Here is a 21,816-nt window from a genome sequence, read left to right as displayed (position 1 = left end):
CTCCCCTCTCGATGCGGCGTGCTCGACGCATGCCGCCTCTCTCTCCTCGATTGCCTCTCCATTCCATTCGTTCGTAAAAGCTCGCTTGGCAAAACTCAATACGCTTTTACATCCTCTTTGCAAATTCTTACCAGTCATTTTCTATTGATTTATGCCTTTTGCTGTATGGTGTGAGCCCGGTTCCACCGGCTTAGCCGCTAGCGGCTGAGGTCTCAAGCGTCGTGCCTTACGGTCGCTTTCCACCTGGATCGATAACGATCGAATCAAAAAATCAATTCATAATTCTGTAACGAATTGCGGCCAACTTGTTTCTGTACGTAACATAAAGAGCGCAGCATATTCAGACAAACCCTAGCGATGGTATGCTTCCTGCACAATTTTTCCCATGCACGAGTGAGACCGAGTTTTGTGCGTCAAGCTAGGGAAATTCTGCACTGCATACGTGCGAATTTGACCGATGCGCCCAGTGAACCAGCAATTTGTGCAACCAAATGGCGAATGCGCATGACCTGCCGTCATTCGCCGATAGTCGCGGCCCGGCCTGGCCGCGTGGAGAAAAGCATGTTCTTCGATGAGTTGAACAACGACGAATGGGAACGACTATCCCGTCTGGTGGCCGATGAACCTGTGCGCCTGAATCGTCGAGGCAGACCCCGCGCCGAAACGCGGGTGGTGGTGAACGCCGTGCTGTGGATCCTCACGACGGGCAACCCCTGGTCGAAGCTGCCGGGACGCTATCCGTCCGGGCCCACTTGCCGGCGCCGTTTCGAAGAATGGCTGGTCGACGGCACGATGATGGAAATGATCCGCGTGCTGAAGGAATTCGGACGAACGTTCGCTTATATTCCTGAACCCCCGGCGCCGGTCTCCGCACCGCGCCCCGAGCCGACTGCCGACATCGACCGTCTGCGCGGCGTGTTCTGGAAGAATCCCGAATCGTGGCATGCGTCGCCGGGCGCCGCAAACGTTTGCGCACCGGGCGACCCGATTGCCGCGATGACGCGCCAGCTTGCTGGCGCCGAGGCGCTGCCGGAGTCCGAGCTCGAGCCCGAGCTCGATGCCGGCGCTCTGCAAGGCTTGCGACTGCGCGCCGAAGCATGGGCAGCGACTCGATCGGCACCTTCCGACCCGGTCCGGAGCCTGGCGCCGTCGGCTGACGCCAGTTTGGCCGGTCCACCGGGCGAAGCAGCCAAGCGCGATCTTCCGCGCGGCACGCCCTGGATGAATTTCGCGTCGAGCGAGGCGCAAGTCGACCACTACAGGGGCTACACGATCTACGCGTCGGCGCAGCCCGTCGCGAAGCTGATGTACCGCGCGTGGACGGAAATCGTGAAAGACGGCAAGCGCATCGAGCGCTCCGGGCTGATCGGGCCGCGCTTCACGGATGCGCAAGCCGCCCGGCATTTCGCGCTCGACTGGGGGCGCGACTGGATCGAAGGGGAAAGCCGCACGGAAGCGGTCGACCGCGTCTCGCCAATCGAGGACGAAAACGAAAGCGCCGCCGAGACCCCGGCCGTGCCGCTGGCGCCGCCCGTGCCGGCATCCGTTTCTGACTCTGCGGCCTCTTCCGCCGCGATGCCGCCGGTCCCGACCAAGCCGACGGTAACGAGCATCACGCTTCCGCTCGAACCGGTGGTCAAGCGCATCGTTCCTGAGCGGCGCGCCGCTAAGGACGGCCGCTCGGAAGCTAAGTCATCCGAACTGCTTTACCAGGTCGGATGAGCGGGGACGCGATTCATTCGCGTCCGTATTTGTCGTCGAAGCGGACGATGTCGTCCTCGCCGAGATAGGCGCCAGACTGCACTTCGATGATTTCGAGCGGCATTTTCCCGGGGTTTTCGAGCCGATGCGTGACGCCGAGCGGAATGTAGGTCGATTCGTTCTCGGACAGGATGAACGACTCCTCGCCGCGCGTCACGAGCGCGGTGCCGCGTACGACGATCCAGTGCTCGGCGCGGTGATGGTGCATCTGCAGCGAGAGCCGCGCACCCGGCTTCACGACAATGCGCTTGACCTGAAAGCGTTCCCCGTTGTCGACTGAATCGTAGTGGCCCCACGGGCGATGCACCTTGCGGTGGCTCGCCGCTTCGGGGCCGCTTTCCGCCTTCAGGCGCCCGACGATCTTCTTGACCTCCTGCACGTGCGATTTCTCGGCGACGAGAATCGCATCGGCCGTCTCGACGACGACGAGATCCTGCGTGCCGACGCAGGCGATCAGGCGGCCTTCGGAGTGGGCGAGCGTCGATTGCGCGCCTTCGAACATGATGCGTCCGCGCGCCACGTTGCCGTTGTCGTCCTTCGGCAGAATCTTCCAGATCGCGTCCCACGAGCCGACGTCGGACCACCCCGCGTTCAGCGGCACGACCACGCTGCCGCACACGGATTGATCGTTGCTCAATGGCTCCATCACCGAGTAGTCGATCGAGTTCGACGGTGAGCCGGCAAACGCTTGAGTGTCGATCCGGAAAAAGTCGCCGTCCGTTTTTCCGCTTGCGTGCGCGCGCACACAGGCTTCGTGAATGGCCGGCTGGAAGTGCTGGACCGCTTTGAGCCACGTCGATGCGCGCACGATGAAGATGCCGCTGTTCCACCAATATTCGCCCGACGCGACGTACTGCTGCGCGAGTTCGACGTGTGGTTTCTCGACGAAGCGTTCGAGCTTGCGCGCCGCGATCCCGCCCGCTTCGCCGACCGGCTGGCCAAGGCGGATGTAGCCATAGCCCGTTTCCGGACGATCGGGGACGATGCCCATCGTCGCGATCATCCCCTCCGACGCGTAGTGAACGCCGGCCGCTACGGCGGCTTGGAAGCCTTCGAGATCGGCAACCGCGTGATCGGCCGGCATCACGACCATCAGCGCATCGCCGGCATGGGCGGCGATATCGAGCGCCGCGACCGTCAGCGCGGGCGCCGTATCGCGTCCGAGCGGCTCGAGCAGAATGCGCGAGGCATGGCCGCTCATGCGCAATTGTTCGGCGGTCGTGAAGCGGTGTTCTTCGCCGCAGACGACGGTGACGCGTTCCGCGAGCGCAAATCCGCTTGTCAGTCCTTCGAGGCGATGGGTAGTCGATTGAAGTAGCGACTCGTCGCCAAGCAAGCCGATGAGCTGCTTGGGATAGTGCTCGCGCGACATCGGCCACAAGCGCGTGCCTGAGCCGCCCGCCAGAATCACGGGATGCACTTCGAGCCGCACGCCCGCCGCGCGCGGACGTTCCTGTTCGTGTTTGGTGTCGATATCGGCGTCGGTCACAGCAACCGGAGCAATCATGGTGGGACTCCTTGGGCATGAAAAGGAATGCCTCAAGTTTTAGCACGACGTAAATTCACAATAAAAGATCGTGTTTCGTTAATTTGAATCGCTTCGAATAAAAAAATAGAAAACAATTGGGAAAAATGAATTGCGCATGACGGTGGCGTCGAGCGGTGGGTTGCGCGCTCGTTTGCCCATGCCTATGCGAAATTGCGCTCACGCCCCGCCGATTTGGCCGTCCACGCGGCTTTCTTCGCTCACTTTCGGAAAAACATTCCGCACGAAATCGGAAAAAATTCGGCAAATCTTGCTGAATAATTTTCGAAATATTGCTGCACTTGCAGCAAGTTTTTTAATGCCGCTTCATTGTCGCCAAGCAAGGGTTTCCACGAATCGCGGCAATGCGTTCGAGCCCTCGCGACACCGAATCAATACGCCAATACGCGGAACGTGACTGACGAACAGAGGTGTATCGGATGCTGAGCGTTCTATCGAGAATCATCGACATCGCCATGGCCGCTTTAGGCGCGCTCATCGCGGCGGGGCTGCACGAAGGGCGCTTCGTGTGGCTCAACGATATGGAAACCATCGCGGTCGCGTTCAACAGCGTGCTGGTCATCGTGTTTTTTCCGTCGCTCGGCATCTATCAGTCGTGGCGCGGCAAGCCGGTGCGCGAGCTGTTGTGGCGCGTGGGGATCGGCTGGCTGATCGTCGAAGGCACGGGCATTTTGATGAGCTTCAGCGCGCACCGCGCGGAGGAACTGTCACGCTTGTGGCTCGCCTATTGGGCCGTGGCGACGATCGCGCTGTTGCTCGTGACGAAAACGCTGGTCTACGCGATCCTGCGCCAGCTGCGCCGTGAAGGCTTCAATCAGAAGGCGGTTGCCGTGGTGAGCGGCCGGCAGTACGGGCAGTTTCTGGTCGAACAGATGCAGAAGCGGCCCGATGCGGGATTCAGCCCGGTGTGCGTCTTCGATGAGGAGGCGAGCGTGAATGGCGGCGGCGTGGCCGCGATGGTGGCCGGCGTGCCGCTCGAGCACGACTTCGCGAAGCTGACGGATCTCGTGAAAAGCCGCGCGATTCGCGAATTGTGGCTCGCCTTGCCGATCTCGCAGGAGCGCACGATTCACAAGATGGTGACGGAGTTCAAGCACGACTTCGTCAACATCCGCTTCATTCCCGATGTGCGCAGCCTGTCGCTGTTCAATCACGCGGTGGTCGATCTGCTGGGCGTGCCCGCGATCAATTTGGCGGCGTCGCCGATCACCGACGTGCGCATCCTGCCTAAGTTCGTCTTCGATCGCCTCTTTGCGCTTTGCGCGCTGACCGCGCTTTCGCCGGTGATGGTGGTGATCGCAGCGATGGTGAAGCTGTCGTCGCCGGGGCCGGTGTTCTTCCGGCAGAAGCGCAAGGGTCTCGACGGCAACGAGTTCGAGATCTACAAGTTCCGCTCGATGAAAGTGCATGCCGAGAAGGCCGGCACGGTGACTCAGGCGACCAAGAACGATACGCGCGTGACGACGGTCGGCCGCTTCCTGCGCCGCACGAGCCTCGACGAGCTGCCGCAGTTCATCAACGTGCTTAAAGGCGAGATGTCGGTGGTGGGGCCGCGTCCGCACGCGCTTCAGCACGACGACATCTACAAGGATCTGGTGCGCGGCTATATGCATCGCTACCGGATCAAGCCCGGCATCACGGGATGGGCGCAGATCAACGGCTATCGCGGCGAAACCGACCGCGTCGAAAAGATGATGGGGCGCGTGAAGCTCGATTTGTACTACATGCAGCACTGGACCTTCTGGCTCGACATCAAGATCGTCGTTCTGACCTTGTGGAAGGGCTTTGCCGGCAGCAATGCGTATTGAAGACGCGAAGCCGGCAGCGCGCGCTGCATGCCGGCCTCGCGACCTTTTCTGCTCAGTTTCCTGTTTCTTGGAGTAACGGATGAATCTGACCATCATTGGCAGCGGTTACGTGGGTCTCGTCACGGGCGCATGTCTTGCCGACATCGGCCACGACGTGTTTTGCCTCGACGTCGACCAGAAGAAGATCGACGTATTGAATAGCGGCGGCATTCCGATCCACGAGCCGGGCTTGCGGGAGGTCATCGCGCGCAATCTGGCGGCGAACCGCCTCAAGTTTTCGACCGACGTGCGCGCCGCGGTGGCCCACGGCGACGTGCAGTTCATCGCGGTCGGCACGCCGCCGGACGAAGACGGCTCGGCCGATCTGCAATACGTGCTCGCGGCAGCTCGCAACATCGGCCGCTATATGACCGGCTTCAAGGTGATCGTCGACAAATCGACGGTGCCCGTCGGCACGGCGCTGCGCGTGCGCGAGACCGTGGCGGCGGAGCTGGCCGCGCGCGGCGAAGAGCACATGTTCTCGGTCGTGTCGAACCCCGAGTTCCTGAAAGAGGGCGCGGCGGTCGACGACTTCACGCGGCCGGATCGCATCGTGCTCGGCTGCGACGAGGACGTGCCGGGCGAGAAGGCGCGCGAGGTGATGCGCCGTCTGTACGCGCCGTTCAACCGCAATCACGAACGCACGCTGTGGATGGACGTGCGCTCGGCGGAATTCACCAAGTACGCGGCGAACGCGATGCTCGCGACGCGCATTTCGTTCATGAACGAGCTCGCGAATTTCGCGGACCGCATCGGCGCCGATATCGAGTCCGTGCGGCGCGGAATTGGATCGGATCCGCGCATCGGCTATGACTTTTTGTATGCGGGGTGTGGGTACGGCGGCTCGTGTTTCCCGAAGGATGTGGAGGCGCTGATTCGCACGGCGGCCGAGAACTCGCATGAGCTGAAGATTCTTAAGGCCGTTTCGTCGGTCAACGATGCGCAGAAGCAAGTGCTGGCGCAGAAGATCATTGCTCGCTTGGGCGACGACTTGTCCGATCGCACGTTTGCGGTTTGGGGGCTCGCGTTCAAGCCCAATACCGATGATATGCGCGAGGCGCCGAGCCGGACCTTGATCGCGGCTTTGCTTGCGCGTGGCGCGCGAGTGGTGGCGTATGACCCGGTTGCGATTCGGGACGCTAAGCGCGCCATTGAGCTCGATTTGCAGGACGAGCCCGAGTGGCTCGCGCGGCTGACGTTTGCTAATGAGCAGATGGAGGCTGTGAAGAATGCTGACGCGCTTGTGATTCTTACCGAGTGGAAGGCTTTCAAGAGCCCAGACTTCGATAGTCTCAAGAAGGGGCTTAAGGTGCCTTTGATTTTCGATGGACGTAATTTGTATGAGCCGGACGCGATGCGTGAGATTGGGGTGGAGTATCACGCGATAGGACGCGGGGGCGCTTTTGTCGGCGCAAGCGCGGGTTCTGTTGCCGTCGCGGCGCGGTGATTTTGCGGTTTTTTGCGGTGTTGGATTTGGATCGTTCGCCAAGGATTTCGTGAAAACTTTGAATTCGCGCCGGTTCGTTTGGTCCGTCCCTCCCCGGGACCGGGGTCACTTTTGTCTTGCCAAAAGTAACCAAAAGCGCGTCCTAGGCGGACGGCCTCGCCCGGAGGCACTCAACCCTGTTAGGGCCGGTGTACCAAGCGCAACCGTGGGAAACCGTTACTACGCGCCGTGCGTTCCGTTAGCACGCGGCACCGAATTGCGCCGATACGAAACAAATCGAAGCGATCGATTTGACCACGCCCCACGTTGCCTACGATTCAAGCGAGTCCATGCGCATGAGCAGCATCGCAAGCCAAGCACCTTCGGATCTTTCCTGACCTTCAACTTCGATTTGACGCGAACGGACGTAATTCTGTGCCGCGTGCTAACGGGCGTGCGGCGCGTGGTAACGGTTTCCGAGGGTGGCCTTCGGTACACCGGTACTAACAGGGTTGAGTGCCTCCGGGCGAGCCGTCCGGCGAGGACGCGCTTTTGGTTACTTTTGGCAAGGACAAAAGTGACCCCGGTCCCGGGGAGGGACGGACTATACGGAACGGCGCGAAATCAAAGTTTTCACGAGAGCCCAAGCGAACGGCCCATCGCTAGCGAGCCCACGAGCGGAACCCACGCTTATGTTTAAAAACATCTTAGTGGTGTGCCACGCAAATGTTTGCCGAAGCCCCGCAGCGGAGCTGCTATTCAGTGCCAGGCGCCCAAACAAAAGCATCGAATTTCACTCGGCGGGACTGCGCGCCCAAGACGGCGCCTCAATAGACCCGACGATGCGGCGCCTCTTAGCCGCCAATGGGATCGACAGCACGGAACACCGCGCCAAGCGCCTGAACCTGCGCTATATCCGCGACGCGGACCTGATCCTGGTCAGCGAGCGACAGCAAATCGCAGCAGTGGAATCCATCGAGCCTACCGCTCGCGGGAAGGTCCATCTGCTCGGCAAATGGGAAGACTCGGACGTCGCCGATCCCTACGGCGGCCACGAAGACGCCTATCGCCAGAGCTTCGCCCTCATCGAACATCTCGTCACCGGATGGCTGAAAAAAATATGCTGAAACGTTGCGCCGCGACTTCTCTTTTGCTGACGGCTTTTCTGTCAGGCTGCGCCTGGGCACCCGGCTACAACCTCAATACGTCGCGCCTCGACGACAAAGACGCGACGCCGACCGAGACCTATCCGGTCCATTTGATCACGCCCACGCTGCTCAGAAACGAAGCGGCCGCGCAGTCGGCGCCGTCTCCGTTGCCGCAAGCGCGCTTCGGCGATGCGTCGAAATACGTCTATCGCATTTCGCCGCAAGACATCCTCGGCATCACGATCTGGGACCATCCGGAGCTGACGACGCAGCAAGGCCAGTCGTTCTCGACCGGCGGCAACACCACGCAATCGATCGCCGGCGCGCTCGCGCAGCCGTACACCACGGCGCTGCCGGGCCAGGCCGATCCGTTCGGGCAGACGGTGTCCGCCGACGGCACGATCTTCTTTCCGTTCATCGGCCGCTTCAAGGTGGCGGGCAAGACGACCGAGGAAGTGCGCGACCAGCTTTCGGCGGCGCTTGGCCCTTACATCAAGAACCCGCAGCTCGACGTGCGCGTGCTCGCGTATCGCGGCCAGAAGATTCAAGTGACGGGCGACGTGAAGACGCCCGGTCCGCTTGCGGTCACCGACGTGCCGCTCACGCTCGTCGATGCCGTCACGCGCTCCGGCGGCGCGAATACCGATGCCGATCTGCAGCGCGTGCGCCTCACGCGCAACAACCAGTTCTATCAGATCGACCTGAACGGCGTGCTCGATCGCGGCGACGTGCGCAACAACGTGATGCTGCAAGACGGCGACATCATCAACGTCCCCGATCGCTCGGATAGCCGCGTGTTCGTGATGGGCGAAGTGAAGACGCCGATGCCCGTGCAGATGATCCGCGGGCGCCTGACGATCGCCGATTCGTTGACGAACGCGGGCGGCATTCTCGACACCGACGCGAATCCGCGCCAGGTCTATGTGATTCGCGGCCTGCAAGGCAAGCAGCAAGGCTCGCCCGACATTTACCGCCTCGACATGACCCAGCCCGATTCGTTGCTGCTGTCGGCGCAGTTCCAGTTGCAGCCGATGGACGTGGTCTACGTCGGCACCGCGAGCGCGGTGCAGGTCAACCGCGTCATCCAGCAGGTGCTGCCTGCGCTGGAGACCGCGTTCTATCTGAAAGAGCTGACGAAGTAAGCGCGGTAGTCAGCGCAGTAATGAGCGCAATAAGTTTAGGGCCCCTAGGCCGCCGCTTTTTAGCGGCGGCCGTGACCAGAAACGGGAACGAAGCATGAGCACAAGTTTGAGCACGCATACCCATACCGCCCCCCTCGCGGCGATCAAGACCGAGGAAGAGGACCTCGTCCTCGGTCAGTTGCTGCAGGTGATTCTCGACGACGTGTGGTGGCTCATCGGCATCGCGCTCACGATCGTCGCGATGGCTGCGCTGTACTGCTACCTCGCCAAGCCGATCTACTCGGCCGACGCGCACGTGCGTGTGGAAACAGGCGACAACAACTCGCAAGCGCTCACGCAAACGCAGACGGGCGCGGTCATCAACAGCGGCTCGCAGACGCTGCCCACCGACGCGGAAATCGAGATCATCAAGAGCCGCGGCGTGGTGGCGCCCGTGGTCGAGCAGTGCAAGCTGAATTTCTCCGTGACGCCGAAGACGATTCCGCTGCTGGGCAGCATCGCCGCGCATTTGGCCGAACCGGGCAAACCGGGGAAGCCGTGGCTCGGCCTCGCGTCGTATGCATGGGGCGGCGAAATCGCGGACGTCGATTCGATCGAAGTCACGCCGTCGCTCGAAAACCAAAAGCTCACGATGACGGCGCTCGGCGACGGCCAATACTCGCTGCAGTCCGCCGACGGCGAGCTGCTGTTGCGCGGCCGCGTCGGCGAGCAGGAGAAGGGCAACGGCGTGACGATCACGGTCAATCAGCTCGTCGCGCGTCCCGGCACGCAATTCAAGGTGATGCGCGCGAACGATCTCGATGCGATCACGGCATTCCAGTCCGCGATCACGGTGACCGAGCAAGGCAAGCAGACGGGCGTCATCCAAATCTCGCTCGAAGACAAAGACCCGGCGCGCGCGGCGGAAATCGCCAATGCGCTCGCGCAGTCGTACCTGCGCCAGCACATCGCGAGCAAGCAGGAGGAGGCGAGCAAGATGCTGACCTTCCTGACAAGCGAAGAGCCGCGCCTGAAGTCCGATCTCGAACGCGCCGAGGCCGCGCTCACGCAATATCAACAGCAGTCGGGCTCGATCAACGCCAGCGACGAAGCGAAGGTCTACCTCGAAGGCAGCATCCAGTACGAGCAGCAGATCGCGGCATTGCGGCTGCAGATCGCGTCGATGGAACAGCGCTACGGCAATGAGAACCCGGTCATGCAGACCGCGAAGCAACAGCTCACGCAACTTCAAGGCGAGCAGCAGAAGTTCTCCGACCGCTTCCGCGACTTGCCCGCATCGGAAGTGAAGGCAGTGGCGCTGCAGCGCGATGCGAAGGTTGCGGAAGACATCTACGTGCTGCTGCTCAATCGCGTGCAGGAGCTCTCCGTGCAGAAGGCGGGCACCGGCGGCAACGTGCATCTGGTCGACCCCGCGCTGCGTCCAGGCGAGCCGGTCAAGCCGAAGAAGGTGCTGATCTTGTCGGCGGCGGTGTTCCTGGGGCTCATCGTCGGTACGGGCGTCGTGTTCCTGCGCAAGAACCTGTTCGCGGGCATCGACGATCCGGAACGCGTGGAGCGCAACTTCGGCCTGCCGCTCTATGGTCTCGTGCCGCTGAGTCAGGAACTCGTCAAGCTCGAGCTGCAGAACGAGCGCATGAATCGCGTCGACCGGCCGATCCTCGCGCTCTTGCGGCCGAAGGATGTCTGCGTCGAAAGCCTGCGCAGTCTGCGCACCTCGATGCAGTTCACGCTGATGGATGCGAAGAACCGCGTGACGGTGCTGACCGGTCCCTCGCCTGGCATCGGCAAGAGCTTCCTGACTGTGAATCTCGCGGTGCTGCTCGCGAATTCCGGCAAGCGTGTGCTGTTGATCGACGGCGACATGCGGCGCGGCTCGCTCGAGCGCTATATCGGCGGCCAGCGTGAGAGCGGTTTGTCCGAATTGCTGAGCGGACAGATCTCGCTGGAGGACGCGATTCGTCCGACTGTCGTGACGGGCCTCGATTTCGTAGCGAGCGGCTCGCGTCCGCCGAATCCGTCGGAGCTGCTGATGTCGCCGCGTCTGCAGGCGTATCTGGACGGTTTGAGCAAGCGCTATGACGTGATCTTCATCGATACGCCGCCGGTGCTCGCCGTTACCGATGCCTCGATCATCGCGGAGCTGGCCGGCTCGACCTTCCTCGTGCTGCGCTCGGGCATGCACAACGAAGTCGAGATCACAGATTCGCTCAAGCGTCTGCGCTCGGCGGGCATTCAAGTGCAAGGCGGCATCTTCAACGCAATGCCGCAAGTCAACCGTGGCTACGGTCGCGCGGGCTATGCGGCCGTGCAGGAATATCTGACTGCCTGAACGAGGGGAGCGCATGAAAGTATCCGTACTGGTACCGACCTACCGCCGGCCCGCCGATCTCGCGCGCTGCCTGATCGCGCTACAGCGGCAGATGAAGAAGCCGGATGAAGTGATCGTCGTCGCGCGTCCCGAGGACGACGCGACGCATGAGCGGCTCGCCGATCCCGCGGTGCGCGGCAATCTACCGCTGCGCGTCGCGCTGATCGAAGTGCCGGGGCAGGTCGCGGCGCTCAACCGCGGCCTCGATGCGTCGTCGGGCGACGTGATCGCGATCACCGACGACGATGCCGCGCCGCGTCCCGACTGGCTGCAGCGCATCGCGGCGGCGTTCAAGCTCGATCCGCGGCTCGGTGCGCTCGGCGGGCGAGACTGGGTGCACGAACGAGGCCGCGTGCTCGACGGCGAGCGCGATCAGGTCGGCAAGATCCTGCCGTCGGGCAAGATCATCGGCAACCACCATCTCGGCGTGGGCGCCGCGCGCGAAGTCGACATGCTCAAGGGCGCGAACATGAGCTACCGGCGCGCCGCGATCGCCGGCCTTCGCTTCGACGAGCGTCTGCGCGGCGCGGGCGCGCAGGTCCACAACGACATGGCGTTCAGCATGGGCGTGAAGCGCGCGGGCTGGAAGCTCGTGTACGACCCGCACGTGGCCGTCGATCACTACCCGGCCGAACGCTTCGACGACAACAGGCGCGACGTGCAGACGATGGCCGCCGTGCGCAATGCCGCCTACAACCTGCATCTCGTGCTGCGCGAGCATCTGCCGCCGATCAAGCGCGAAACCGCGTGGTGGTGGTACACGCTGGTCGGCACGCGCGTCTATCCGGGGCTCGTGCACGCGGTGCTGTCGGCAACCTCGAAAGACGGCGCGACGGTCCGCTCGCGCTGGCGCGCGGTGCGCCTCGGCGCGCAAGACGCGCGGCGGGCGACGTCGTGACCGACAGGAGCTCAAGCATGCAAGCGACCAAAGTGCACGTGCACCTCTTTTACGGCGCCGACCCGCGCGTCTACCGCAAGGGCGAAGACTTCGGCTGTCTGTACGGCTATCACCACGCGGAATCGGACGAGTTCGCGCTGACGTACTCGCGCGATGCGAAGGAAAGCAAGCCCGTGAGCCTAGCACGCCGCGCACTCAAGCTGATGCTCGGCTTCGACTTGATCCACACGCTGCGCAATCGCGACGAAATTCTGCGCTCGGATGTGATCTGGACGCACACCGAAGCCGAGCATCTGTCCGTCGCGCTCGTGCTGCTCCTGGCCGGCGAGCGCGGCAGGAAGCCGTTGCTGCTCGCGCAAAGCGTGTGGCTCTTCGACAAGTGGAGCGGCTACGGCGCGCTGCGCCGCTGGTTCTATCGCAAGCTGCTCGCGCGCGCCGACGTGCTGACGACGCTCGCGCGCGACAACGCCGAGCTGTGCCGCCGCTTTTTGAAGCGCGACGCGCTCCACGTCTACTACGGCCTGAACATGACGGACTTCCCGCTGGCCGAGCCGCACGCGTGGCAGCCGCATACCCCGCTGCGGATCGCGGCGATCGGCAACGATCGCGACCGCGATTGGACCACGCTCGTCAAAGCGTTCGGCAACGATTCACGCTATACGGTGCGGCTTGCCACTCGCCGCAAGATCCCGAAGGCGCTGCATGCATCGAACGTACAGATCGCGCCCGCTTCCGGGCTGGCGAAGCAGCGCGAGCTGTACGACTGGGCGGATATCGTCGTCGTGCCGCTGCGGCCGAACTACCACGCGTCCGGCATCACCGTTGTGCTGGAAGCGGCGGCGCTCGGCAAGCCGGTGATCGCATCGGACGTGGGCGGCCTGAGCGACTATTTCACCGCGCAGCAGGTCACCTACATTCCGCCGTACGACCCCGCCGCATTGCGCCATGCCGCCGACGATCTCGCCGCGCATCCCGAGGCCACGCTGTGCCGAGCGTGGGCGGCCGGCGCGCAGTTGACCGCACGCAGCCTGACGACGCAGCATTTCGCGCAGCAGCACGTGCAGATCACGCGGGCGATGTTGGGCGAGCGCGGCGCTCCGGTCGCGCGCGGGCGTAAGAGCGCGAGCGATCTCGCGATCGCCGAGCGCGCCGTGCCGATCGAGCGCCGCTAAGGTCCGCATCGCATGAGTACACCCAACCTCGCACGCAACTTCGGAGCCGCGCCCGGCGAAGCGAAAAGCGCGAAGAGCAAGAAGGGCGGCCTCTTCAGCACCGATCCGAAGCATTGGGCGGCGCAGGCGATCCTGTGGTTCATCACGCTCGTCCTGATCGTCGCGCACCAGGGCACGGTGCTCACGCTCGCGTTCCCGGTGCTCGCGACGATGGCGGGCGTCTGGCTCTACTTCAAGAGCCCGGCGCGCTATGTCGGCTTCATGTGGTGGATGTGGTTCCTGAGCCCCGAAGTCCGGCGCCTGGCTGACTTCGCGAAGGGCGCTTTCACGCCGACGAGCCTGATCCAGATCGCGCCGCTCGCCGTGACGATGCTCTCCGGCCTCACGCTCCTGCGCCACTACCGGATCCTCGCGCAGCGGCGCGGCCTGCCGGTGCTCTTGATCCTGCTCGGACTCACGTATGCGTTCCTCGTCGGCGTGGTCTCGAGCGGGCCGCTCGCGGCTATATACGACTTGACGAACTGGGCCTATCCGATCCTGATCGGTTTTCACATCATGGCCGACTCGCGCAACTATCCGCAGTATCGCGAGGCGATTCTCTCGGCGTTCATCTGGGGGATGCTGATCATGGGCGTCTACGGCATGGTGCAGTTTTTCATCATGCCGCCGTGGGACGCGCTGTGGATGCTCGGCTCGCAGATGAACTCGCAAGGCGACCCCGTGCCGTTCGGCGTGCGCGTGTTCAGCACGATGAATTCCTCGGGGCCGTTCGCGTTCGCGATGATGGGCTCGCTCATCTTCATGCTCGCCGCCGCGCAGCGGATTCGCTGGCTCGCGGGGGCCGCGGGCTTCATCTCGTTCTGCTTGTGCCTCGTGCGCTCGACGTGGGGTGGCTGGGTGATCGCGGTTGTGATTCAGCTCGCGAAATCGAGCAACCGCGTGCGCGTGCGGATCATCATGAGCGCCATCCTGCTCGCCGGATTGTGCGTGCCGCTGCTCGCGGTCGGGCCGGTCGCGGACCGCTTGGCGACGCGTCTGCAGACCGTCACCAATCTGCACGACGACCAGAGCTACGAAGCGCGCAACCAGTTCTACGCGACGTTTGCGCAAACGGCTTTCACCGACGTCTCCGGCGAAGGCATGGGCGCGACGGGCTCGTCGACGAAACTATCGAGCGACAGCGGCGAGCTCGGCAAATACGGCAGCTTCGACAGCGGCGTGATGAACATCCCGTTCGTGCTCGGCTGGCCCGGCACGCTGCTCTATCTCTCGGGCATCGTCTGGCTGCTCGCGCGCGCGGTGCGCGCGTCGTTCGCGCTCGGCGACGACAAGTTCGCCGGCGCGTGCCTGAGCCTCGCGCTCGCGGTGTTCGCGATGCTCGTCTTCACCAATTCGCTCGTCGGCACCGGCGGCCTGCTGCTGTTCATGAGCGTGTTCTTGCTGCTGTCCGCAGCGCACTGGCAGAAGATCCAGCGCGTGCGGCTTTTACGGGGGAGTCTGTCAAATTGAGAGTCGCCATTGTTACGCACGTGGTACGTCATAACGACGGACAAGGCCGCGTCAACTACGAAATCGCGCGCGCCGCGCTCGAAGAAAATATCTCGGTGACACTGGTCGCCTCGCACGTCGCGCCGGAATTGCTCGCGAATCCGCGCGTGCGCTGGGTGCCGATCCGCATCGGCCGCGGCTGGCCGTCGAATCTGCTGCGCCAGCAGGTGTTCGCGTTGAAGAGCGCGCTGTGGCTCAAGAAGCATCGCGACGAATACGACGTGCTGCATGTGAACGGCTTCATCTCGTGGGCGCACGCCGACGTGAACACCGCGCACTTCGTGCACGGCGGCTGGTTCGCGAGCCCGTACTACCCGTTCGGTTTGGCGAAGGGGCCGTGGTCGGCCTATCAGTTCGTCTATACGGCGATCAACTCGCGGCTCGAACGCTGGGCCTATCGGCGCTCGCGCATGGTCACCGCCGTCTCGCAGAAGGTTGCCGCCGAGATCCGCAATACCGGCGTGCCGGCGCAGAAAGTCGGCGTGATCTACAACGGCGTCGATACCGAGACGTTCGCCGCGGCGCTCGGCGACCGCCGCAAGTTCGGTTTGCCGCAGGACGCGTTCCTGCTGCTGTTCGTCGGCGATTTGCGCACGCCGCGCAAGAACCTCGGCACCGTGTTGCAGGCGCTCACGCGCCTGCCCCAGCACGTTCACATCGCCGTGGCCGGCTATCTGCCGGGCAGCCCCTATCCGGACGAGGCGCGTGCGCTGAAGATCGAATCGCGCGTGCACTTCCTCGGCCTCGTGAAGGAGATGCCGGCGTTGATGCACTCGGTCGATGCGTTCGTGTTTCCGTCGCGCTACGAGGCGATGAGCTTGTCGCTGCTCGAAGCGATGGCGGCGGGCTTGCCGGTCGTGACCGCGCGCACGGCGGGCGGCGCCGAGATCATCACGACCGAGTGCGGCATCGTGCTCGACGATCCCGACGACGCAGCCGCGCTCGCGAACGCCATCGCGGGCCTCGCCGGCGACGACCGCACGCGCTGCGCGATGGGGGCCGCCGCGAGCCGGCTCGCGCGCGATTTCGGCTGGTCGCGCATGGCGATGCAATACATCGCGCTGTATCGGCAGATGGCGGGCGCGAAGGGCGAACTGCCCGCGCGCACGAATTCGACACTCGCACCGGCGCAGTTTGCGTCCAATGAAGGAGCGAAACAATCATGAGCCAAGCTGCTGCCGCACAAGTCCTTTCCTTTCGCGCGACGGACGCGGCTCCCCCTGGCCGGCCGGCGCGCCAGATCAAGTCGCTTCAAATCGGCATGCACTGGTTTCCGGAGCGTGCGGGCGGCCTCGACCGCATGTACTACTCGCTCGTCGGCGCGCTGCCTGGGGCGGGCGTCGCGGTGCGCGGGATGGTGGCGGGCTCGCCGCGCGTGGCCGCCGATACCGGCGGCGCGATCCAGGGCTTCGGTTCGGCCGCGCGTTCGCTGCCGCTGCGCTTGATGGCGGCGCGCAAGATGCTGGCGAATGTCGTGCGTGCCGAGCGGCCCGATGTGATTTCGTCGCATTTCGCGCTCTATACGTTTCCCGGCCTCGACGTGCTGCGCGGCATTCCGCAGGTGTCGCATTTCCAGGGGCCGTGGGCGGACGAGAGCCATGTCGAAGGCGCCGATTCGCTCGGGCAGCGCGCGAAGCACTTTCTCGAGCGCACGGTGTACGCGCGCTCGTCGCGGCTGATCGTGTTGTCGGACGCGTTCGGGCAGATTCTTCATACGCGTTACGGCATTCCGGCGGACCGCATCCGCGTGGTGCCGGGCTGCGTGAACGTCGCGCAGTTCGACTTGGATATCACGAAGCGCGAGGCGCGCAGGCGCTTGCAACTGCCGCAAGACCGGCCGATTGTGCTGGCGGTGCGGCGGCTCGTGAAGCGCATGGGGCTCGAGGATCTGATCGACGCGATCAAGTCCGTGAAGGAGCGGCATCCGGACGTGCTGCTGTTGATCGCCGGAAAAGGGCGGCTGCAAGACGAACTGCAGGCGCGCATCGATGCGAGCGGTCTCGAAGACAACGTGAAGCTATTGGGCTTCGTGCCCGACGAGCATCTGGCGGCGCTTTATCGCGCCGCGACGATCAGCGTCGTGCCGACGGTGGCGTTGGAAGGCTTCGGCTTGATCACGGTCGAGTCGCTCGCGGCGGGCACGCCGGTGCTGGTGACGCCGGTTGGCGGTCTGCCGGAAGCCGTGGCGGGGTTGTCGAAGGACCTCGTGCTGCGCTCGACGGGAGCGGACGCGATTGCCGAAGGGGTCGGGGCGGTGCTCGATGGGGCGATCGCGCTGCCCGACGCGCAAACCTGTCACGCCTATGCTCGCGATCACTTCGATAACGCGGTGATCGCAAGGCGCGTGGCGCAGGTGTATGAGGAGGCGATCGCGGCGGGTTGATGTCAAGAAAATGAGGTCGAGAAAAGGGGCTTGATCAACTCCGTGTATCATTGCGGGTTGCTCGTAAATCCCTGATTCGCCGACCAAAATGCCCGTATCTGAACTCAAGCGCCGCCGCACGTTCGCGGTCATCTCCCACCCGGACGCCGGTAAAACGACGCTGACCGAGAAGCTGCTGCTTTTCTCGGGCGCGATTCAGATCGCGGGCACCGTCAAGGGCCGCAAGAGCGGCCGCTACGCGACCTCCGACTGGATGGAGATCGAAAAGCAGCGCGGCATTTCGGTCGCGAGCTCGGTGATGCAGTTCGAATACGGCGACGCCGTCATCAACCTGCTCGACACCCCCGGCCACGAAGACTTCTCGGAAGACACCTACCGCGTGCTGACCGCGGTCGACGCCGCCGTGATGGTGATCGACGGCGCGAACGGCGTCGAAGCGCAGACGCTCAAGCTGCTCGAAGTCTGCCGCAGCCGCCGCACGCCGATCGTCACGTTCATCAACAAGCTCGACCGCGAAGTGCGCGAGCCGCTCGACCTGCTCGACGAGATCGAGCAGCACCTGGGCGTCTCGGCCGTGCCGTTCACCTGGCCGATCGGCATGGGCAAGGAATTCCACGGCGTCTTTGACGTGCAGCGCGATCAGGTGCGCGTGTTCCGCGCGGGTCAGGATTCGCTGGGCGGCGACGTCGAGACGCTGCAAGGCAGCGGCAACGAAGAATGCGAGCGCCGCTTCGGCTTTCCCTGGCAGAAGGCGATGGAAGAGGTCGAGCTGATCTCGGGCGCGACGCCGACGTTCGATCGCGAAGCGTTCCTCGCCGGCGACCAGTCGCCCGTGCTGTTCGGCTCGGCAATCAACAACTTCGGCGTGAAGGAGATTCTCGACGCGCTGGTGGACCTCGCCCCGCCGCCGTCGATGCGCATGGCGGTGCAGCGTCCGGTGCAGCCGGACGAGCCGAAATTCACGGGCGTCGTGTTCAAGGTGCAGGCGAACATGGATTTGGCGCACCGCGATCGCGTCGCGTTCATCCGCGTGTGCTCGGGCCGTTTCGAGCGCGGCATGGCGCTCAAGGTGTCGCGCTCGGGCAAGACGTTCCGCGCGAACAACGTCGTGACGTTCCTGTCGCAGCGGCGCGAAACCGTGAGCGAAGCCTATCCCGGCGACATCATCGGCATCCCCAACCACGGCACGCTGAGCCTCGGCGACACGCTGACCGAAGGCGAGATGCTGCAATTCGTCGGCCTGCCGTTCTTCGCGCCGGAAATCTTCCAGACCATTGAGGTGGTCGATCCGATGCGCGCGAAGCAGCTCGGCGAAGCGCTGAAGCAGCTGGGCGAGGAGGGGGCGATTCAGGTGTTCCGCCCGGCGCACGGCGGCCTGACGATTCTCGGCGCGGTGGGGCAGCTGCAGTTCGAGGTGGTGTCGCACCGGCTTTCCGCCGAGTACAAGGTCGACGTGCGGATCATGCCCGCGCGCTACCGGATGTCGCGCTGGGTCACCTGCGACGACGCGGGCGAGCTGCGGCGCTTCATGGACGCCTACGCAGTGCGCATTGCGCACGACGCGTCGAACGCGCCGACTTACCTCGCATCGCACATTTCGGAGATCGAGGTCGCGCAGAAGGCATGGCCGAAGATCGTCTTCAACGAGTTGCGCGAGCACTCGGGCGCGCCGTTCCGCAAGAGCATGTGACAGGCTTCTTCTGAAAACGATTGAGCCTTGCGGCCGGCATTTGCCGGCCGCACGTCATGCACGTTGCAGCAGCACGGTGAAGGGCCAGGTTCCATCGAGCGCCAGATGCGCGATTTTTCGATCGGGGAATAAAACGGGCTGCGCCGCGGTATCACTCTCGAAACCAACCCTGGAGGCCCTCCGGATGAAACCGGCGGCGTGCCTCCGATTTCCCGTCGAGAGGACACCATGTCGTCAGATCTTCCTTCCCAACCGTCGCGTCGCAGCGCGTTGAAATGCCTCGCCTTCGGTGGCGTGGGCACCCTGTTCGTGCTGTCCGGAGGCGTGCTCACGCCGGTGGAGTTGGCACTCGCCGCCGGCAGCGAGGACAAGTCAGCGTCGGGCGTTCCCTTATTCCTGCAGATCAGCGACTCGCATATCGGCTTCAACAAGGAAGCCAATCCGGACGTCGTGGGTACGCTCAAACAGACGATTGATTTCGTCAACGCCATGCCGGTCAAGCCGGCCCTGACGATCCACACGGGCGATATCACCCATCTTTCCAAGCCGGCAGAGTTCGACCTCGCGGCCCAATTGTTGTCGGGCCTGAACGTCACCGAGTTGCACACCGTGCCTGGCGAGCATGACGTGACAGACGGCCCGCAGGGCGAATACTTCAAACGCTTCGGCCAGGCGTCTGACAACCGCGGCTATTACAGCTTCGACCACCAGGGTGTGCACTTCATCGGGCTCGTCAATGTGATGCATTTCAAGCCAAACGGGCTGGGGGGCCTGGGGGAGGATCAGCTTTCCTGGCTGGAAAGCGATTTGAAAGGACGCTCGTCCAGCACGCCGATCGTTGTCTTTACGCACATGCCGATGTGGACGATCTACGAGCCGTGGGGGTGGGGAACGGGCGATGCCGGCCAGGCGATGGAGTATCTGAAGCGGTTCGGCTCAGTCACTGTCCTCAATGGCCATATCCATCAAATCGTTACCAAGGTGGAAGGGAACATCACGTTCCATACCGCACGTTCGACCGCCTATCCGCAGCCGGCCGCCGGCGATGGCCCTGGACCTGTACCGCTGAAGGTGGCGAGCGATCAGCTTCCCAAGATGCTGGGTGTGACGAGCATCAGGATCTCGCGCCATCCTCTCGCCGCGACGCTTTCCGACACGACCCTCGCTTGACAACGAAATCGCTCACTCGACAAGGATCCAAACCATGCTAGCCACTTTCTTTCGTCGCGCGTTCGTCCTCTGCGTCGGAAACGGGATGCTCATCGCGGCACTGGCCGCCGGGTTGCCAGCCGCGCAAGCACAGGAGCCCAATGAGATCGTCATCAAAAATTTCATGTTTTCGCCGATGTCCATCACGGTCAAGGCGGGCACGACCGTGATCTGGAAAAACAAGGACGGCGAGCCGCATTCGATCGTCAACGATGCCGGCCTTTTCCACTCCTCCGCCCTCGACGAGGACGATACGTATCAGTTCAAGTTCGACAAGCCCGGGGTATACAACGTGCGCTGCGGCATCCATCCGTATATGAAGGGGACCATCACTGTGCAGTAGGTGGATTCGTATAAGCGACGCCGCCCAGATTTCCGCTCGTTAGCCGATACGCCAACGGGCGCCTACCCGTCGATCGTCGATCTTCGCGCCACTGCCGCGGCTTATTGCCGCGGCAGTGCGCTCGATGGGTTGACGATCTTCTCCACTTCTTCGCTTCCCTAAATACCTGCTGCAATTTCATCTTTGCGGCGAATTGTCGCAAGGCGTCGCGCCGGCGACGCGTCCCGGCCGCAAAACGCTTCGCGCAGCGCACCCGCCTTCAACCTCCCGCCCTCCAAAAAATCAAAAGCATAAGCGCTTTATGCGCTTTGTTTGAGAAAGATCACGGACGGCACAAACGACTCTTCCTACAATGCCGCGTCGTGTTCCAGAGTCGGTCATTGCGCTAAGGAATGCGAAGAAGCAACCAGGGTGGTTCAATAAACCGGGCTAAGGTAATGGATAGAAAAACCATTGGAAGGTGGTTAGTGCCCTTCGAGATCGGACTGGTCATGTTGTTGGCCGGCTGCAGCAATCTCGACGTGCTCGACCCGAAGGGCAGCATCGGCGCGGCGGAGAAAGCGCTGATCGGAACGTCAACGTTCGCGATGCTGATCGTCGTCATACCAGTGATCATTCTGACGCTGGTGTTTGCGTGGCGCTACCGCGCGTCGAACCGGAAGGCAACCTACGCGCCGAAGTGGGCGCACTCCACGGCGATCGAAGTCGTGGTCTGGACCATCCCCACGCTCATCATTCTTTTCCTCGCCGTCCTGACCTGGAAAACCTCGCACGAGCTCGATCCGTACAAGCCGATCGAATCGGAGGTCAAGCCAATCGAGATCCAGGTCGTCGCGCTCGACTGGAAATGGCTCTTCGTGTATCCGGAGTACGGCATCGCGACGGTCAACCAGATCGCGTTTCCGGTCGGCACGCCGGTCAATTTCCGCATCACATCGGATGCGGTCATGAACTCGTTTTTCATTCCGCAGCTGGGCAGCCAGATTTACGCGATGGCCGGCATGCAGACGAAGCTGCATCTGGTCGCCGACCACGCGGGCGACTACGCGGGCATCTCGGCGAACTACAGCGGCGAGGGCTTCTCGGACATGAAATTCCGTGCGCTCGCCGTTTCCCCTGAAGAGTTCAAGGCGTGGGTGCAGAAGGTCAAGGCATCGAACGAGCGGCTCGACATGGATACCTACTACGCCGTCGCGAAGCCGAGCGTGAAGAATCCAGTGCGCTATTTCTCGTCGAGCGACACGGAGCTGTTCCACAAGATCATGGCGAAGTACAACAACGGCCACTACCTCGACATGTCGGGGAACGTGTGCCGAATCCTGTAGGGGTAACGAG

At 63.2% G+C, this 21,816-nt stretch carries 16 protein-coding genes; 15 read left to right on the top strand and 1 reads right to left on the bottom strand.

Going from position 1 to position 21,816, the window contains the following annotated elements:
• Positions 1-561: 561 nt before the first annotated feature.
• Entirely contained in the window at positions 562-1,722 is a 1,161-nt protein-coding gene (locus FAZ95_RS38070; RefSeq protein WP_137337435.1) for a DUF6566 family protein, read from the top strand.
• A gap of 13 nt (positions 1,723-1,735) precedes the next feature.
• Here FAZ95_RS38070 and FAZ95_RS38065 read toward each other — a convergent pair whose 3' ends face one another.
• On the bottom strand, positions 1,736-3,268 hold the full coding sequence (locus FAZ95_RS38065) for a mannose-1-phosphate guanylyltransferase/mannose-6-phosphate isomerase (protein WP_137337434.1): 1,533 nt from the start codon (positions 3,266-3,268) through the stop codon (positions 1,736-1,738).
• A 458-nt stretch (positions 3,269-3,726) separates the two neighbouring features.
• On the opposite strand from FAZ95_RS38065, the gene FAZ95_RS38060 reads away from it, so the two are divergent.
• From FAZ95_RS38060 to cyoA, 14 genes are all read left to right on the top strand, one after another.
• A complete protein-coding gene (locus FAZ95_RS38060; protein ID WP_137337433.1) occupies positions 3,727-5,115 on the top strand; it encodes an undecaprenyl-phosphate glucose phosphotransferase in 1,389 nt (462 codons plus the stop codon).
• A 79-nt stretch (positions 5,116-5,194) separates the two neighbouring features.
• On the top strand, positions 5,195-6,601 hold the full coding sequence (locus FAZ95_RS38055; RefSeq protein WP_137337432.1) for a UDP-glucose dehydrogenase family protein: 1,407 nt from the start codon (positions 5,195-5,197) through the stop codon (positions 6,599-6,601).
• Between the two features lie 671 nt (positions 6,602-7,272).
• Positions 7,273-7,707, top strand: a complete 435-nt coding sequence (locus tag FAZ95_RS38050) for a low molecular weight protein-tyrosine-phosphatase (protein WP_137337431.1) — start codon at positions 7,273-7,275, stop codon at positions 7,705-7,707.
• Positions 7,701-8,870, top strand: a complete 1,170-nt coding sequence (locus tag FAZ95_RS38045) for a polysaccharide biosynthesis/export family protein (RefSeq protein WP_137337430.1) — start codon at positions 7,701-7,703, stop codon at positions 8,868-8,870. The genes FAZ95_RS38050 and FAZ95_RS38045 overlap by 7 nt, the downstream gene beginning before the upstream one ends.
• 94 nt (positions 8,871-8,964) lie before the next feature.
• Positions 8,965-11,199 carry a polysaccharide biosynthesis tyrosine autokinase gene (locus tag FAZ95_RS38040; RefSeq protein WP_137337429.1) on the top strand — a complete coding sequence of 745 codons (2,235 nt, stop codon included), beginning with the start codon at positions 8,965-8,967 and terminating at the stop codon, positions 11,197-11,199.
• Positions 11,200-11,212: 13 nt separating this feature from the next.
• Positions 11,213-12,136: a glycosyltransferase family 2 protein gene (locus FAZ95_RS38035; RefSeq protein WP_137337428.1), complete on the top strand. Its 924-nt coding sequence runs from the start codon at positions 11,213-11,215 to the stop codon at positions 12,134-12,136.
• Positions 12,137-12,153: 17 nt separating this feature from the next.
• Positions 12,154-13,308 carry a glycosyltransferase gene (locus FAZ95_RS38030; protein WP_137337427.1) on the top strand — a complete coding sequence of 385 codons (1,155 nt, stop codon included), beginning with the start codon at positions 12,154-12,156 and terminating at the stop codon, positions 13,306-13,308.
• A gap of 12 nt (positions 13,309-13,320) precedes the next feature.
• Positions 13,321-14,817: an O-antigen ligase family protein gene (locus FAZ95_RS38025; RefSeq protein WP_137337426.1), complete on the top strand. Its 1,497-nt coding sequence runs from the start codon at positions 13,321-13,323 to the stop codon at positions 14,815-14,817.
• The gene (locus tag FAZ95_RS38020; RefSeq protein ID WP_137337425.1) at positions 14,814-16,022 is read left to right on the top strand and encodes a glycosyltransferase family 4 protein; all 1,209 of its coding nucleotides are present in this window, start codon (positions 14,814-14,816) and stop codon (positions 16,020-16,022) included. Before FAZ95_RS38025 ends, FAZ95_RS38020 begins: the two co-directional genes overlap by 4 nt.
• A gap of 95 nt (positions 16,023-16,117) precedes the next feature.
• Positions 16,118-17,239: a glycosyltransferase family 4 protein gene (locus FAZ95_RS38015; protein WP_254700399.1), complete on the top strand. Its 1,122-nt coding sequence runs from the start codon at positions 16,118-16,120 to the stop codon at positions 17,237-17,239.
• An 88-nt stretch (positions 17,240-17,327) separates the two neighbouring features.
• On the top strand, positions 17,328-18,929 hold the full coding sequence (locus tag FAZ95_RS38010; protein ID WP_137337423.1) for a peptide chain release factor 3: 1,602 nt from the start codon (positions 17,328-17,330) through the stop codon (positions 18,927-18,929).
• A gap of 228 nt (positions 18,930-19,157) precedes the next feature.
• Positions 19,158-20,099: a metallophosphoesterase family protein gene (locus FAZ95_RS38005; protein WP_137337422.1), complete on the top strand. Its 942-nt coding sequence runs from the start codon at positions 19,158-19,160 to the stop codon at positions 20,097-20,099.
• An 85-nt stretch (positions 20,100-20,184) separates the two neighbouring features.
• A complete protein-coding gene (locus FAZ95_RS38000; protein WP_137337421.1) occupies positions 20,185-20,481 on the top strand; it encodes a cupredoxin domain-containing protein in 297 nt (98 codons plus the stop codon).
• A gap of 437 nt (positions 20,482-20,918) precedes the next feature.
• A complete protein-coding gene (gene cyoA, locus FAZ95_RS37995; protein ID WP_137337420.1) occupies positions 20,919-21,806 on the top strand; it encodes a ubiquinol oxidase subunit II in 888 nt (295 codons plus the stop codon).
• The last annotated feature ends 10 nt before the right edge of the window (positions 21,807-21,816 follow it).

The sequence above is a fragment of the Trinickia violacea genome (assembly GCF_005280735.1).
GTDB classification, from domain to species: Bacteria; Pseudomonadota; Gammaproteobacteria; order Burkholderiales; family Burkholderiaceae; genus Trinickia_A; species Trinickia_A violacea.
Note: the sequence above shows the minus strand (reverse complement) of the source record. Positions and strands in the feature narration are given on the sequence as shown.